15 protein-coding genes are annotated in these 14,015 nt (G+C 65.5%); 10 read left to right on the forward strand and 5 right to left on the reverse strand.

What is annotated here, in order from left to right; genetic code table 11:
* Nucleotides 1-39: 39 nt before the first annotated feature.
* On the reverse strand, nt 40-249 hold the full coding sequence (locus ACVIHF_RS40615) for a cold-shock protein (protein WP_028341292.1): 210 nt from the start codon (nt 247-249) through the stop codon (nt 40-42).
* Between the two features lie 297 nt (nt 250-546).
* A complete protein-coding gene (locus ACVIHF_RS40620) occupies nt 547-1,155 on the reverse strand; it encodes a TetR/AcrR family transcriptional regulator (RefSeq protein ID WP_050385268.1) in 609 nt (202 codons plus the stop codon).
* Nucleotides 1,156-1,267: 112 nt separating this feature from the next.
* Here ACVIHF_RS40620 and ACVIHF_RS40625 point away from each other — a divergent pair, with 112 nt between their 5' ends.
* From ACVIHF_RS40625 to ACVIHF_RS40660, 8 genes are all read left to right on the forward strand, one after another.
* Nucleotides 1,268-1,963 (forward strand): PspA/IM30 family protein, encoded by a 696-nt coding sequence (locus ACVIHF_RS40625; protein ID WP_253604392.1) that lies wholly within the window; start codon nt 1,268-1,270, stop codon nt 1,961-1,963.
* Nucleotides 1,964-2,046: 83 nt separating this feature from the next.
* Complete coding sequence (locus ACVIHF_RS40630; protein WP_310881450.1) at nt 2,047-2,322, forward strand: YiaA/YiaB family inner membrane protein; 276 nt, start codon at nt 2,047-2,049, stop codon at nt 2,320-2,322.
* A 303-nt stretch (nt 2,323-2,625) separates the two neighbouring features.
* A complete protein-coding gene (locus tag ACVIHF_RS40635) occupies nt 2,626-3,693 on the forward strand; it encodes a hypothetical protein (protein WP_253604390.1) in 1,068 nt (355 codons plus the stop codon).
* On the forward strand, nt 3,690-4,565 hold the full coding sequence (locus ACVIHF_RS40640; RefSeq protein ID WP_456793705.1) for a HesA/MoeB/ThiF family protein: 876 nt from the start codon (nt 3,690-3,692) through the stop codon (nt 4,563-4,565). The genes ACVIHF_RS40635 and ACVIHF_RS40640 overlap by 4 nt, the downstream gene beginning before the upstream one ends.
* The gene (locus tag ACVIHF_RS40645) at nt 4,562-5,761 is read left to right on the forward strand and encodes a hypothetical protein (protein WP_456793706.1); all 1,200 of its coding nucleotides are present in this window, start codon (nt 4,562-4,564) and stop codon (nt 5,759-5,761) included. Before ACVIHF_RS40640 ends, ACVIHF_RS40645 begins: the two co-directional genes overlap by 4 nt.
* Entirely contained in the window at nt 5,758-6,879 is a 1,122-nt protein-coding gene (locus ACVIHF_RS40650; protein ID WP_456793707.1) for a GNAT family N-acetyltransferase, read from the forward strand. Before ACVIHF_RS40645 ends, ACVIHF_RS40650 begins: the two co-directional genes overlap by 4 nt.
* Nucleotides 6,876-7,871 (forward strand): hypothetical protein, encoded by a 996-nt coding sequence (locus ACVIHF_RS40655; RefSeq protein WP_456793708.1) that lies wholly within the window; start codon nt 6,876-6,878, stop codon nt 7,869-7,871. The genes ACVIHF_RS40650 and ACVIHF_RS40655 overlap by 4 nt, the downstream gene beginning before the upstream one ends.
* A gap of 82 nt (nt 7,872-7,953) precedes the next feature.
* Nucleotides 7,954-8,160: a hypothetical protein gene (locus tag ACVIHF_RS40660; protein WP_024581255.1), complete on the forward strand. Its 207-nt coding sequence runs from the start codon at nt 7,954-7,956 to the stop codon at nt 8,158-8,160.
* A 241-nt stretch (nt 8,161-8,401) separates the two neighbouring features.
* On the opposite strand, the gene ACVIHF_RS40665 is transcribed toward ACVIHF_RS40660, so the two are convergent.
* Nucleotides 8,402-8,977 (reverse strand): DUF2478 domain-containing protein, encoded by a 576-nt coding sequence (locus ACVIHF_RS40665; protein WP_456793709.1) that lies wholly within the window; start codon nt 8,975-8,977, stop codon nt 8,402-8,404.
* Between the two features lie 71 nt (nt 8,978-9,048).
* The gene (locus ACVIHF_RS40670; RefSeq protein WP_456793710.1) at nt 9,049-10,458 is read right to left on the reverse strand and encodes an aldehyde dehydrogenase family protein; all 1,410 of its coding nucleotides are present in this window, start codon (nt 10,456-10,458) and stop codon (nt 9,049-9,051) included.
* Between the two features lie 345 nt (nt 10,459-10,803).
* Here ACVIHF_RS40670 and ACVIHF_RS40675 point away from each other — a divergent pair, with 345 nt between their 5' ends.
* A complete protein-coding gene (locus ACVIHF_RS40675) occupies nt 10,804-11,184 on the forward strand; it encodes a hypothetical protein (protein WP_456794170.1) in 381 nt (126 codons plus the stop codon).
* 241 nt (nt 11,185-11,425) lie between these two features.
* On the opposite strand, the gene ACVIHF_RS40680 is transcribed toward ACVIHF_RS40675, so the two are convergent.
* Nucleotides 11,426-12,277 carry an SDR family NAD(P)-dependent oxidoreductase gene (locus tag ACVIHF_RS40680; protein ID WP_456793711.1) on the reverse strand — a complete coding sequence of 284 codons (852 nt, stop codon included), beginning with the start codon at nt 12,275-12,277 and terminating at the stop codon, nt 11,426-11,428.
* Between the two features lie 192 nt (nt 12,278-12,469).
* On the opposite strand from ACVIHF_RS40680, the gene ACVIHF_RS40685 reads away from it, so the two are divergent.
* Complete coding sequence (locus ACVIHF_RS40685) at nt 12,470-13,966, forward strand: aldehyde dehydrogenase family protein (RefSeq protein ID WP_456793712.1); 1,497 nt, start codon at nt 12,470-12,472, stop codon at nt 13,964-13,966.
* Nucleotides 13,967-14,015: the final 49 nt, after the last annotated feature.

Below are 14,015 nucleotides of genomic sequence, written 5' to 3' on the forward strand. Positions count from 1 at the left end.
TTCATCCGGGGTCAAAGCATCATGGCCGATTGTCGCAGCTTACACCGCGCGCAGATTGTCCGCAGCAGATTTGCCGGTCCGGCGGTCTGCAACGATCTCAAAAGAGACCTTCTGTCCCTCGTTGAGGGTGCTCATGCCGGCGCGTTCGACTGCGCTGATATGAACGAAAACGTCCTGGCCTCCCTGGTCCGGCTGAATGAAGCCGAAACCCTTCTGGCTGTTGAACCACTTCACAGTTCCCATGCTCATGGAAAATCGTCCTATAGATGCGTGTTTGGAGCCGCACTCACGAGCGCAGCAGGCGAATTCGAAGTTCAGGGGGTGAGGGTCGTCAGTCAGGCACGCTATCAGCGGCGAGGCCAAGTCGTTCGGCCGAAATTCGATCAGCGGTAGATAGCTACGGTTCGGTCATTCCGCAAGTGGCTTTCCCCCCTTTCTGGCCTCGGCCGCTGCGTCCCCTGGGGCGACGGCTGCAATTCACGGTGCTCTGCGGCAACTTTGCTTGACCGGATGGCGGGGACATCGTGCGGTTTTGGGGCACGCGGCCTATTCCTTCTTCGCCGTCAGCCCGTCGACCATCGCGCGCGTCAAGGTCGCGATCTCGCTCCGCAGCGCGCCGATCGGCACCGCGATCAGCTTGTGCTCCAGCCCGAGCGCGACCATGCCATGCACGGCGGAGAACAGGCTGCGCGCGGTGACGCCGAGTTGCGCCGGCGAACGCTGCGGAAACAGCGCGGCGAGCGGCTTGTAGATGTGGCGGAACAATTCCATCTGCTCGGTGATCGCCCATTCCGGCACCGGCTTGCCGGGCTGCATGCGATGCTCGAACAGCGCGCGCCACAGTTCGAGATTGTCGGCGGCGAAGTCGCAATAGGCGACCGCGATCCGCACCAGCATCTCGCGCGGCGCGGCAGCCCCGCCGATCTCGGCCAGCGACAGCGACGCATCGAGCCGCGCCAGCGTGCGCGAGCCGACGCGCAGGATCAGCTCGTCGACATCCTCGACCAGATTGTAGACGCCGCCATTGGCGACCCCGATTTCCTGGGCCAGTTCGCGGGTTTTCAGGCCACCGAGACCCTTTGCCGCAATCGCCCGTTCCGCCGCCTCGATCAGCGCTTCCCGCAGTTTTGCACGTCGTTCCAATGCCTTGGACATCTTTGATCCTTCGTTAGCCATTGTCTTGAGCGTTGCTCAAATAGTTCTTGAGCAATGCTCATTATGTGGTACAAGAGATTCATGAGCGATGCTCATAACAGGGAGCGATGAAATGTTCAAAACTGTTTTCACTCTTTTCCGCGGCACCGTTGCGGTGGCCGAAGAGGAACTTCAAGACCGCACCGCGCTGGTCATCCTCGACCAGCAGATGCGCGATGCCGCCGCCGCCGTCGACCGCTCGAAGCGGACCCTGGCGCTGGCGATCGCCGGCGACCAGCAGGAGGGCCGGCGGCTCGACGCCACCAACGCCCGGATCGCCGATCTCGAGGTGCGCGCGTCGGCGGCACTCGATGGCGGCCGGGAAGACCTCGCCCGCGAAGCCGCGCAGGCGATCGCCAATCTCGAAGCCGAGCGCGACGCCGCGATGACCGCACGCGCGTTGTTCGCTTCCGAGATCACACGGCTGAAGCGCCATGTCGGCAACGCCGAGGCGCGCATCGCCGAGCTCGACCGCGGCCGCCGGCTGGCCCGCGCATCGGAAGCGGTGCGTTCGCTGCGCCGGAGCGGCATCGAGGCGGCGCGCCCCTACGAGTCGACGCTGCCGGAAGCGGAGGCGACGCTGAAGCGGCTGCGCGAGCGACAGATGGAGATCCAGGCCGCCGACGAGGCGTTGGTCGAGATCGACGCCGCCTCGGGACCATCAGCCACCGCCGAGAAGCTCGCCGAGCAGGGCTTTGGCCCGCGCATGAAATCGACCGCCGACGACGTGCTGGCGCGGCTGAAAGCCAGGCGCCCGCCAGCAGCCTGAAATCCCAAGCCTGAAACCTCAAGCCTGAACTTCAAGTATGAAACCAAGCCAATTTCAAACCATCTATCATCAAGGAGACCACCATGAACCAGACCGTCCAACCCCACAGCGGCAGCTGGGTTACCTTCACTTACGCGTCCTTTGCAGCCTCCGCCTTCCTCGTCGCCGTCGGCGTGTTCTTCCTGCCGATCGACCTCTGGATGAAGGGCTATCTCACGATGGGCATCGTGATGCTGATCCAGACCTGCGTCACGCTCACCAAGACGGTGCGCGACAATTACGAGAGCAGCAAGTTCGTCAACCGCATCGAGGACGCCAAGGCGGAGCGCCTGCTGATGGAGGTCTCCAAGGCAGGGTGAGCCGAAGTCAAGTCGAAGCGGCGGGTGGTTTCTCACCCGCCGCTTTCGTCGTTCCGGGGACTTGGCCGACCCCGCCGTCATTGCGAGCGCGCGAAGCAATCCATTCTTCCGCGTATGCCGAGCGATGGATTGCTTCGTCGCTATCGCTCCTCGCAATGACGGTGTGGATAGGCCGCCGACCGCTTGCGGCCAACTTGTTCCGTTTCCGGAAGGCCTTGTTTACCGTGCGGCAAACAGCGTCAGGTTGCGCTCATGGCTCTTTAACAGGCGCGAGTGCAGAGATCGCGCCCGAGGGACAGAGAAATGGCGTCCACGGACAATCCCACGCCGGCTTCGCGCGGCAGCAAGAACCTTGGCAAGAGTCTTGGCAAGGCGCGCGCCGCCTTTGACGGTCTGCGCAGCCATGGCGGCTTCTGGCTGAAGGCGCTGTCGCAGCCGACCATCGATCTCAGCTTGCGCACCCAGGCCGGCCAACGCACCCGCATCGTCGAATCGCCCGGTCTGTCGCTGCCGAGGGACGAGCTCGACGCGCTGGTCGAGCAGCTGCGCATCGTCGCCGCAAAGACGCTGCCCGAGGAGAGCCTGACGTATGGCATCTTCTCCGGCGAACCCGAGCGGCTGTCGCGCGCCGTCGTCACGCTGATCTCGGAGGAAGACACCGGGCGGCCGATCGCCTTCAATGCGCTGTCGGTGATGGACGTGCCGCTCGACGGCGAGCCGGCCGAGGTCACCCATCTCGGCCTCGTCATGGTCGATCCCGATGTGCGCGGGCAGGGGCTGTCCTGGGTGCTCTACGGCCTGACCGCGCTGGTGCTGTTCGCCCGCGACGGGCTGCGGCCGAAATGGATTTCCAACGTCACCCAGGTCCCGGCGGTGGTCGGCATGGTCAGCGATACGTTCTCGGACGTCTACCCGTCGCCGCTGCCGGGCGCGCGACAGAGCTTTGCGCACCTGCAACTCGCGCGCGGCATCATGGCAAGGCATCGCGCGGTGTTCGGCGTCGGCGAGGAGGCCGGCTTCGACGAGGCGCGCTCGGTCATCACCAACGCCTATACCGGCGGCTCGGACGCGCTGAAGAAGACCTTCGAGATCGCACCGAAACATCGCAACGCAATCTACAACGAGTTCTGCGAGCGCGAGCTGGATTACGGCCGCGGCGACGACGTGCTGCAGATCGGCCGCGTCGATCTTGCTGGCGCGCGCCGCTATCTCATGAGCGAGGTGCCCTCGGGCTCGCTGCCGTCGCTGCTCGCGGCGTCCGCGATGCTGGCGCTGCAGCGGCTGGTGCTGCCGGTGGTCTACTGGATGGACGACAGCCGCGCCTTCGGCACGCTGCGTCCGCGCAAGCAGGATAGCGGGGCCGCGCGATGAATTTCGACTACTACTCCTTCACCGGCCGCAATATCGGCTTCATCGACGAGCACGAGCAGCAGCTGCTGCGTCAGGCGCGGGTGTTCGTCTGCGGCGTCGGCGGCATGGGCGGCGCGGCCTTCATGGCGCTGGCGCGCGCCGGCGTCGGCAAATTCGTGATCGCCGACATCGATCGTTTCGAGGTCTCCAACCTCAACCGCCAGGTGTTCGCATTCGCCGACGAGGTCGGGCGCGAGAAGGCGGCGGTTGCCGCCGAAGCCGCAAAACGGATCAATCCGACCATCGAGATCGAGGTGCTTGGCGAGAACTGGACCAGCGAGCTCGCCGCGATTGCCGCGCAGTGCCCGGTGATCGTCAACGGCATGGACGATATCGCTGCCGGCGTGCATCTGTACCGGACCGCGAAGCGCGCCGATGCAACGGTGATCGACGCCTATATGTCGCCGCTGCCGTCGGTGATCGTGGTGCGCCCGCACGATCCGCGGCCCGAGCAGCGCCTCGGCTTTCCGACGCTTGGCAAGGACTGGACCGATATCACCGAGGACGACCGTCGCGCCGCGATGCGTGCCGAGATCGAGCACGTGATGCTGCACTCCTCGTCGCGCAACTATGTCGACCTCGCCATCGCCGGCGAAGTCGCCGCCGGCCGCCGTAGCCGGATGTCGTTTGCGCCGATGGTGATCTCGACCGGCATGCTGATGGCCTATGAGGCGGTCGCGCTGATCCTCGGCCGCACCTCGGGCACCGATTGCCGCGGCTGGTTTCTCAACCCGCATCGGCCCGCGATCGAGAAGCCGCGCAATGCGCTCGTCGCCGCCCTGATGCGTCCGCTGGTGCGGCGGGCGATCGATGACCTGACGGGCGGCAAATGACCTCCGGGGTGATCGCCGATTCCATCGTCAATCTGTGCGGCGCCATCGGGCTCGCCGTGGCGATGATGACGTTCTACCGGCGCGATCCAAGGAGCCCGTTGACGCGCCGCCTGCTGCTCGCGCTCGGCGTGATCGCGATTCTGTTCCTCGACCGCGGTCTGGCCTGGTGGACCGGAAGCCGCCTGCTCGACCGCCTCTCGGTGATCCCGGCCTCGCTGGTCCCGCTCGGCGCCCTGATCGTCACCGAAGGCATCCTGCGGCGCCACGCGCCGCGCGCGGTCAAGATCGCGGCGCTCGCGGGCGCCATCCTGCTCGGTCTCGGTGGCCTGTTCGGACTGCAACGGCTGGCGATGCCCTACGCGATCGCGCTGGCGCTGTTCCAGCTGCTGGGCTTCGCCACCTGCGCGCTGCTGTTGGCAACGCGCGATCGCGCCTCGCTGATGGCCGCGGAGAACCGCAGCATCGGCCGCATGGCGGTCGGCGCGCTGGTCGTGATCCCGTTCATCCTGACCGACTTCCGCACGCTGTTTCCCGATATCCCCGTGCGGCTCGGCGCGCTGGGCGCGCTGCTCACCGTGACCGTGATGCTGATCGCCGGCGGCGGCGCCGAGACGCGCCGGCACGGCCTTGCGATGATGGCGCTACGGCTGATCTCTTCGGGCCTCTTGGGGCTCGCCGCTGCCTTCATGGCGCCCGACGTCGACGCCGCGCAGATGATCCGTTTCGTCGCGGTTGCGATCGCCGGCGTCCTGACCATCGGGTTGATGACGGACGCGCTGCGGGCGCTGTTCGAATCGCAGGAGCCGGGCGTGCTCAACTCAGTCGCGGCATCGCCGGCGCAGACAAGGGAGCAGTTGATCGCCGAGCTGGCGCGGCACCCGATCTTCGAAAGCGCGCGGCGCTTCCGCGAGAACGAGCTTGCGCTCTACGATCCGCCGCTGCTGCACGACTTCCTGTCGACACGGCGTGTGCTGCGGCGGTCCGACGCCCCGTGGGGACTGGCGCCGACCGATCCCGCGGCCGAGCGCATCGTGTCGCTGATCGCAGCCAACAACGCCTCCCATGTCATCGTGCTCGCGCATGATCCGCTCGACCTGATCGTGCTCGCGGTGCCCGTCACCGCGGCCGATCCCGCCACTGAAACCGCGCTGGCGCTGGTGCGCCGGCTGCTGGCGTTGACCCCGGAGGCCAAATGACATCAGAGATCCGCGAGGGCGACCGCAGGGCGGCATTCGACGCCGCGCTCAACGCCTATGGGCCCGACAGCCTCTACGTGCCGCCGCTGTGGAGCGATTTCGACCGGATGTTCGATCCGGCGAAGAATCCGTTCGTCACCGAAGGCCACGGCCGCTATGCGCTGTTCTCCGCGCATCGCGATGGCCGGCCGGTCGGCCGCATCGCCGCCTCGATCCACGACGCGTCCAACCGCAAGCACGGCACCCGCCACGGTGCATTCGGCTTCTTCGATTGCATCGACGATGACGAGGTGGCCGATGCGCTGCTGCGCGCCGCCGAGCAATGGCTGTCGGCGCGCGGCATGAGCCGCGTCACCGGCAACTTCAACCTCACGGCGATGCAGCAGATCGGCGTGATGACCGACGGGTTCGACCATGCGCCGTTCACCGACATGATGTGGTCGCCGCCGCACATTGCACAGCATCTCGAACGCGCCGGCTACGCCGCGACCTTCCCGATGACGACGTTCGAGATCGCCCTCGACGGCGGCAAGCCGGAGCAATTGCTCGGCGACAAGCAGCGCGCGGTGCTCACTGACCCGGATTTCGTCTGGCAGCCGATCAAGCGTTCCGCCTTCAAGGTGCGGCTGGAGGACGCGCGGCTGATCCTCAATGACGGCTTTGCCGACAATTCGATGTTCGTGCCGCCGACCGCCGCCGAATATCTGTTCCAGGCCGGCGACATGATGTGGATCATCGACAACCGGATTTCGACCGTGGTTTATCACCGCGGCCGGCCCGCCGGCGCGATCATCGCGATCCCTGACCTCAATCCGCTGATCAAGGCGATCGACGGCCGGGTCGGGCTGTCAGCGCCGTTCAAATTCGTGCAGCACCGCGTGATGAACAGGCGCGCGGTGCTGATCTATCAGTCGGTCTGCCGCGACCTGCACAATCGCGGCCTCAACGGCGCGATGCTCTACCGCACCGCGCTGGCGTTGCAGGAGGCGGGCTACCGCACGCTGGGCGGCACCTGGATCGCCGATATCAACGGTCCGTCGCTGCGCCAGGTCGAGAAGGTCGGCGCAAGGCCGCTGCACCGGCTGCATCTGTTCACCAAGCGGCTGGCCGCGGCATGAGCGAGCTGACGCCGGATTTGCTGCGCGAACTGGTCGCGGAGGCGCGGCTGGCGCCGAGCGTCCACAACATCCAGCCGACCCGCTGGCGCCTGCTCGGCGACGGGCGGCTGGCGCTGGTCGATGCGACCGGCGTGCGCGCCCCGGTCGCCGACCCCGCGGGGCATGACGTGCTGGTGTCGCACGGCGCGGCGCTGGAGGGCATGAGCCTCGCGCTCAACCGCCGTGGCTTTGCAATCACGGGCATCACCACGATCGAGCAGCCGCTGTCGCCGCAACTTTCCGTGCTCTGCTCTTTTGCGATCAGGCAAGGAGCCGAGCCCGATCCGCTGGCGGACCTCGTGGCACGCCGCATGTCGTGGCGCGGCAAGTTTGCGGCATCGCCGGACGATGCGGCGGCGCTGGCGCAGCTCGTTGCAGCGCGCGACGATGTGATCTGCATTGGCGATCGCCGGGCGATTGCCGATATCGCCGGCTGGGCCGATCGGGCCGAATTCTCCTTTGTCCGCGGTGACGACTACCGGGCTGAGCTGCTCGCATGGATGCGGCTGTCGCCCGGCCATCCGCACTATCTGCTCGATGGCCTCAACCGTGATGCGCTGGCCATGAATGTGGTCGAGGCCACCGCCGCGCGTTACGTGCTCGGCAACCTGTTCAAGCCGCTCGATCGTCTCGGCTTCGCCGCGTCGTTGCTTGCCGACGGCGCCAAGACTGCGTCGGCATCGGCGATCGTGCTGTTTTGCCGTCCGCTCGGTGAGGATCCACTCACGACCGGACGGCATTTCTACCGCGCCTGGCTGGAGATCGATCGCGCCGGTTTCGCGGCGTGCCCGATTTCGGCGCTGGCCGATCACCCTGACTTCAACGACCGGCTGCGAAAGCTCGGCAAAATTGGTGCCGATCTGCGCCTCGTCAACGTGTTCCGCATCGGCCGGCCGTCAAAACCGATCAAACCGCGGCATTTCCGGTTGCCGGTTGACCGGCTCATTGTCTGAAAATTAAGCTGCAATCCCCGCTGTCAAAACTTCACGCGGTCGTGCTATGACGCCGCCCGCTAACCAACGACCGGTGGAGATGATGTCGAAGCAATCGCTGCGCGAGGAGGCCGAACGCCTCATCCGCGAGACCATGGAAAAGCGGAACTTGGTCATCAAGCAGGGCACGACCCGGATCGAGGCCGTTTGCGGCAAATGCGGTGCGCCGAACCGGGTGCAGGCGGAAAAGGGCCAGTCCCGCGTCAAATTCACCTGCAAGAACTGTGACCACAAGCAGGAAACGCTGTAGGCGAGCCCCTAACGCGTCCGGTTCTGTTATCCCGTCATCCTGAGGAGCCGCGAAGCGGCGTCTCGAAGGATCGACGGCCACCGGCCGGGCCGTGCATCCTTCGAGACGCGCGCAAGAGCGCGCTCCTCAGGATGACGGTGATAGCTTTGTAGGGTGGATTGGCGAAGCGTAACCCGCCATTTGTGCGGCGTTGGGAGAAGAGGTGGGTTACGCCTTCGGCTAACCCACTCTACGAAGCGGCCTACTTGAACGCCTCGCAGACCGTGACGTGATCCGGTGCGGTCCGGGCCGCGGCGCGCAGCGAGACGCTGTGCCACCAGGCGTCGAGCGCGTGGCGGTCGCAGGCGAGCTTCACGCTCATCCCGCCGGCGAACTTGATCCAGTCCGCAAAGCTCGTGCGAGACACCGCGATCACGACGGGGATGTCGGCGCCGAGCGCGCGCTCGATCACAAAGCCGAGCCCCTTGCCGTCGCGTTCCCGCTTGCCGAATCGATTGACGATGACGAGATCGGCGCCTCCGGCGAGCGCGTCGGCGACGCGGATGCCGGCGGCCTGCAGCCGCGACAGATCGAGCTTGCAGCCGGTCGCGCCAGGACTCGCAGGAGTTTGGCTCGGCGGTTGCGCCAGCAGCAGCGTCTCGCCGCTATGCACCAGCACCGCCGACAGGGTGGAGTCCGCACACTGGCCTGATTGCACCATGCCGACCACGCGCGCGCCGTGTGCTCTCAGATCGGCAGCGAAGTCGCGCAGGACGGCATCGGGATCGTCATTGGCGTCATAGACCAGGGCGGCAAGGTCGCATTGGGCATCGAACATGATGGGCTCTGTTCGTTGTGGAGGGGAGAGGCGACCGCGGCGCCTGGGCGTCGCGGCCGCATGTTGATGGATCAGGCGGCCGGCGGGCCGTTGATGATCTGCAGCTGGGTGAATTCGGCGAGGCCTTCCTCGGCGAATTCGGTGCCGATGCCCGACTGCTTGGCGCCGCCGAACGGAATGTTCGGGGCCATGTCGAGGTGCTTGTTGATCCACACCGTGCCGGCCTCGATTTGGGTCGCGATCTCGTGCGCGCGCTTGATGTCGGACGACCAGACCGATGCGCCGAGGCCGTAGGTGGTGGCATTGGCGCGGCGGATCACATCGTCCTTGTCGGAGTACTTGATGACAGGCAGCACCGGACCGAACTGCTCCTCGTCGACCAGCTTGGAGCCTTCCTTGATGTCGCGCACGATGGTCGGCTCGATGAAATAGCCGGGACGGTCCATCGCGGCGCCGCCGGCGATCACATTGCCATTCTTGCGGGCGTCGTCGAGGAACGCCTTGACCTTCTCGTACTGCATCTTGTTCTGCAGCGGCCCGAGCTTGGTGCCCTGCTTGGAGCCGTCGTCGACCACGGTGTTCTTCGCGATCGCGACCAGCTCGTTGCAGATCTCGTCATAGACCGACTCGTGCACATAGAGCCGCTTGATGGCGAGGCAGACCTGGCCCGAGTTCTGGAACGCGCCCTCGAAAATCCCCGGCGCGACCTTCTTCGGATCGACGTCGTCGAGCACGATGCCGGCATCGTTGCCGCCGAGCTCGAGCGTGATCCGCTTCAAGGTCTGCGATGCGCTCGCCATCACCTTCTGGCCGGTCGCGGTCGAGCCGGTGAAGGAGATCTTGCGGATGTCGGGGTGCTTGGTCATGTGGTCGCCGAGATCGTTGGCGTCGGCGATGAAATTCAGCACGCCCTTCGGCAGGATGTCCTTGACCAGTTCGGCAAAGCGCAGCGAGGCCAGCGGCGTGGTCGGCGCAGGCTTCACCACCAGCGTGTTGCCGGCGAGCAGTGCCGACGGCAGCTTGAACGCCAGGATCAGCAGCGGATAGTTCCAGGGAATGATCGCGCCGACCACGCCGAGCGGACGGCGATAGGCCTCGACCTTGCGGTCGCCGGAATTCTCGATCACGCGCATCGGCAGTTCGAGCGAGCCGAGATAGCGGAAGAAGCCGGCCATGCCCATCACCTCGCCGGTGGCATCGGCGAGCGGCTTGCCCTGTTCGCTGGTCAGGATATGTGCGAGCTCGTTGGCGTTGGTCTCGATCACCTCGGCCATCTTGATGATCAGCTTGCGGCGCTCCTCGATGGGCGTGGCGGCCCAGGCCGGGTAGGCGGCCTTGGCGGCGGCGACGGCCTTGTCGAGCTGGTCCCTGGAGGCGCGCGGGCATTGCGCCACCACCTCTTCGGTCGCCGGATTGAGCACCGGCATGGTCTGGTCGCCGGGTACCATCTTGCCGTCGATGAGAAGCTTGTAATCACTCATTGGCCTTGCTCTCCCTGGTCAAACGGGTCCTTCGCGGACCTCGCTATATTCATGTGTATATCACGACTGCGGCGCGGATGCCACGGCCATTCAGGGCACGCGCGCGGCACTGCCGAACCGAATGAATTCTCTGGAAAATCGCGAAGAAAAATCAGCCTGGGCTTTGTGCCGATTTATTCGCGGTTGCCCGCCCGGCGTCAATCGGGGCACCGCGGGCTTCAATAGATTCTAATGCCGCGCGCGGCTGTGCCGGTGGCCGCCGCGGCTATACTTTTAAGGGCTGGACGCTGATCGTCTTCACGATATATTAAATCGAATATAACGATGATCCGGAGTGCCGGCGGCATGCAGATCGAAACCCAGGAGCTCACCACCTGCGAAGTCGCGTCCGATGGCTGCGCCATTTCGCTTGGCTTCGTGGACGGCAAGGGCGAGCCCGCAACCATCCGCCTGTCGATCAACCAGGTCGGCGCGCTGGTCATGACGTTGCCCGGGCTGATCAGCAAGGCGCTGCAGACCCGCTTCGGCGACCAGACCTTGCGCTACGCCTATCCGCTGGATTCCTGGGTGATCGAGCAGTCGACCGATCCGGCGCAGGGCATGATGACGCTCAAGACGTCGGACGGCTTCAGCGTCTGCTTCTCGATCCCGCGCGCCCAGCAGAGCGAGCTCGGCGAGGCGCTGGTGGCGCAGCCGGCGACAAGGGTGCAGATGCGGGCGAATTGAGAGCTTTGTAGGATGGGTGGAGCGAAGCGATACCCATCAAATAGCGGGCCGCAGGAGAGATGATGGGTTTCGCTTCGCTCTACCCGTCCTACGATAGTGCGCTCGACGACGCTTTCACGTCATTGCGAGCGAAGCGAAGCAATCCATGCCTCCGCGCATGCGGTGCCATGGATTGCTTCGTCGCTTCAGCGCAAAATTGCTTTGCAATTTTGTCGCGAGCTCCTCGCAATGACGGGTGGCCCTACCTCCCCTTCACGAACGCGGCGAAAGCATCGCCGTAATCCGGATGCCAGCGCGACAGCGGCGGGCGGTTCTCGACGATGTCGCCGGCGGCCCACAGGATGCGGCGCTCGTCGAGCGCGCGCGGCACGTCGTTGTCGGGGCAGAGGATATAGAAATCGCCGGCATCGAGGCGTTCGATCATGAAGTCGATGGTCTGCTCCGCTGTCCAGGCGCCGGCCGGCTTCTCGGTGCGGCCGCGCGCGGTCAATCCGGTGAAGACAAAGCCCGGAATCAAGAGATGCGCTGATATCCTGCAGGCGTCGGTGTTGCGCAGCTCGTGCTGCAGCGCTTCGGTGAATGCCTTCACGCCGGCCTTGGAGACGTTGTAGGCGGGATCGCCCGGCGGCGTGGTGATGCCCTGCTTGGAGCCGGTGTTGATGATCAGCCCCGGCCGGCCGCGCTTGATCATGTTGGGCGCGAACGCCTGCGTGCCGTTGATCACGCCCCACAAATTGACGCCGAGGATGCGCTGCCAATTGTCCGCAGGCCCGAACATCGCACTGCCGGGCTGGATGCCGGCATTGTTCATCAGGATATCGGTGCCGCCGAACTTTTTCGCGACCGCGGCCTCCAGGCTTGCGACCGCGTCGGCGCGGCTGACATCGACCGCTGCCGTCATGATATCAGCCGCGCCGCCCGGCGCCGCAGATGACAGTCTTGTCGCAGCATCCTTCAGCCGGTCATCGCCGAGGTCGGCGATGCAGACCTTCATGCCGGCCTGCGCGAACCGCAATGCGGCGGCAAGTCCGATGCCGGAGGCACCGCCGGTGATCACGGCAACATGATTGGCTGATATCACGGGGAGGGGCATCGGTGGTCTCCGGACACATGTGTGGCTGAGGTTCAGTCGCTATCGTACCATGCACGCGCGCGCATGGGAGGTTTTCGTGCGCGCCGCCCTGATCAACGCCGGCTCGGCTTTACGGTTTCGCGTTCGCGCTGTAGAATTCGGGATATAACGCTTCCAAAAGACCTCAGCCGACATTTTACAGGGAGTGCAAACATGGCTGTTTCGCAGGCTATTCCGCTCACGCGCCATCCTTATGCCGATGGCTCCTACAAGAAGATGCTGATCGACGGCAAATGGGTCGACGCCGCCTCCGGCAAGAAATTCGAGACGCATAATCCCGCGACCGGCGAGCTGCTCGCGTCGGTCGCCGAGGGCGATGCCGAGGACATCAACCGTGCGGTCGCGGCGGCGCGCCGCGCGTTCGAAGGGGCCTGGAGCAAGGTGAAGCCGTTCGAGCGGCAGAACATGCTGCTCAAGCTCGCCGAGCTGGTCGAAGCCAATTTCGAGGAACTGTCCCAGCTCGACACGCTCGATATGGGCGCACCGATCAGCCGGACCCGCGGCAACCGCCTGCGCGCGCTCGGCATGCTGCGCTACTATGCCGGCCAGGCCACCGCGATCCACGGCGAGACCATCGAGAACTCGCTGCCCGGCGAGATCTTCTCCTACACGCTGAAGGAGCCGATCGGCGTGGTCGGCGCCATCATCCCCTGGAACGGGCCGCTGACCGCCTCGATCTGGAAGATCGGCCCGGCGATCGCGACCGGCTGCACCGTGGTGCTGAAGCCGGCCGAGGAATCGCCGCTGACCTCGCTGCGCATCGGCGAGCTCTGCATGGAGGCCGGCATTCCGCCCGGCGTCGTCAACGTCGTGCCGGGCTATGGCGAGACCGCGGGCGCCGCGCTCGCTTCGCATCCGGATGTCGACAAGGTCGCCTTCACCGGCTCGCACATCACCGGCCAGTCGATCATCCGTGCCTCGGCCGGCAACCTCAAGCGCGTCTCGCTCGAGCTCGGCGGCAAGTCGCCGGACATCGTGTTCGCCGACGCCGATCTCGACGCGGCGGTGCCGGGTGCGGCGATGGCGGTGTTCGCCAATTCCGGCCAGATCTGCAGCGCCGGCACGCGGCTGTTCGTCGAGCAGAAGGTTTATGACGAATTCGTCGGCCGCGTCGCCGAGTTCGGCAAGAAGCTGCAGGTCGGCAACGGCCTCGACCCCAACACCCAGATCGGTCCCCTGGTGTCGCAGCAGCAGATGGACCGCGTCTCGGGCTATCTCGACATCGGCCAGAAGGAAGGCGCCAAGGCGGTGGCCGGCGGCGGCCGCCTCACCGAGGGCGCGCTGTCGAAGGGCTATTTCGTGCAGCCGACCGTGTTCGCCAATGTGCAGGACAACATGCGCATCGCGCAGGAGGAGATCTTCGGCCCGGTGATCTCGGCGATCTCGTTCAGGGATCCGGACGAGCTGATCAAGCGCGCCAACGCCACCACCTTCGGCCTCGGCTCGGGTGTCTGGACCACCAATGTCAGCAAGGCGCACCAGGTCGCCAAGGCGCTACGTGCCGGCTCGGTCTGGGTCAATTGCTACCAGGCGATGGATCCGGCGGTGCCGTTCGGCGGCTACAAGATGAGCGGCTACGGCCGCGAGTCCGGCAAGCAGCACGTCGAGGAATATCTCAACGTCAAGGCGGTCTGGATCAAGACGGGCTAGGCAGAGTTCGCTGCTTCTCACCTCTCCCCGCTTGCGGGGAGAGGTCGGA

The sequence above is a fragment of the Bradyrhizobium sp. USDA 4506 genome (assembly GCF_054058795.1).

Coding starts and splice junctions, on each gene's coding strand:
- ACVIHF_RS40615 (WP_028341292.1), bottom strand. CDS start 249: ATGAGCATGGGAACTGTGAAGTGGTTCAACAGCCAGAAGGGTTTCGGC.
- ACVIHF_RS40620 (WP_050385268.1), bottom strand. CDS start 1,155: ATGTCCAAGGCATTGGAACGACGTGCAAAACTGCGGGAAGCGCTGATC.
- ACVIHF_RS40625 (WP_253604392.1), top strand. CDS start 1,268: ATGTTCAAAACTGTTTTCACTCTTTTCCGCGGCACCGTTGCGGTGGCC.
- ACVIHF_RS40630 (WP_310881450.1), top strand. CDS start 2,047: ATGAACCAGACCGTCCAACCCCACAGCGGCAGCTGGGTTACCTTCACT.
- ACVIHF_RS40635 (WP_253604390.1), top strand. CDS start 2,626: ATGGCGTCCACGGACAATCCCACGCCGGCTTCGCGCGGCAGCAAGAAC.
- ACVIHF_RS40640 (WP_456793705.1), top strand. CDS start 3,690: ATGAATTTCGACTACTACTCCTTCACCGGCCGCAATATCGGCTTCATC.
- ACVIHF_RS40645 (WP_456793706.1), top strand. CDS start 4,562: ATGACCTCCGGGGTGATCGCCGATTCCATCGTCAATCTGTGCGGCGCC.
- ACVIHF_RS40650 (WP_456793707.1), top strand. CDS start 5,758: ATGACATCAGAGATCCGCGAGGGCGACCGCAGGGCGGCATTCGACGCC.
- ACVIHF_RS40655 (WP_456793708.1), top strand. CDS start 6,876: ATGAGCGAGCTGACGCCGGATTTGCTGCGCGAACTGGTCGCGGAGGCG.
- ACVIHF_RS40660 (WP_024581255.1), top strand. CDS start 7,954: ATGTCGAAGCAATCGCTGCGCGAGGAGGCCGAACGCCTCATCCGCGAG.
- ACVIHF_RS40665 (WP_456793709.1), bottom strand. CDS start 8,977: ATGTTCGATGCCCAATGCGACCTTGCCGCCCTGGTCTATGACGCCAAT.
- ACVIHF_RS40670 (WP_456793710.1), bottom strand. CDS start 10,458: ATGAGTGATTACAAGCTTCTCATCGACGGCAAGATGGTACCCGGCGAC.
- ACVIHF_RS40675 (WP_456794170.1), top strand. CDS start 10,804: ATGCAGATCGAAACCCAGGAGCTCACCACCTGCGAAGTCGCGTCCGAT.
- ACVIHF_RS40680 (WP_456793711.1), bottom strand. CDS start 12,277: ATGCCCCTCCCCGTGATATCAGCCAATCATGTTGCCGTGATCACCGGC.
- ACVIHF_RS40685 (WP_456793712.1), top strand. CDS start 12,470: ATGGCTGTTTCGCAGGCTATTCCGCTCACGCGCCATCCTTATGCCGAT.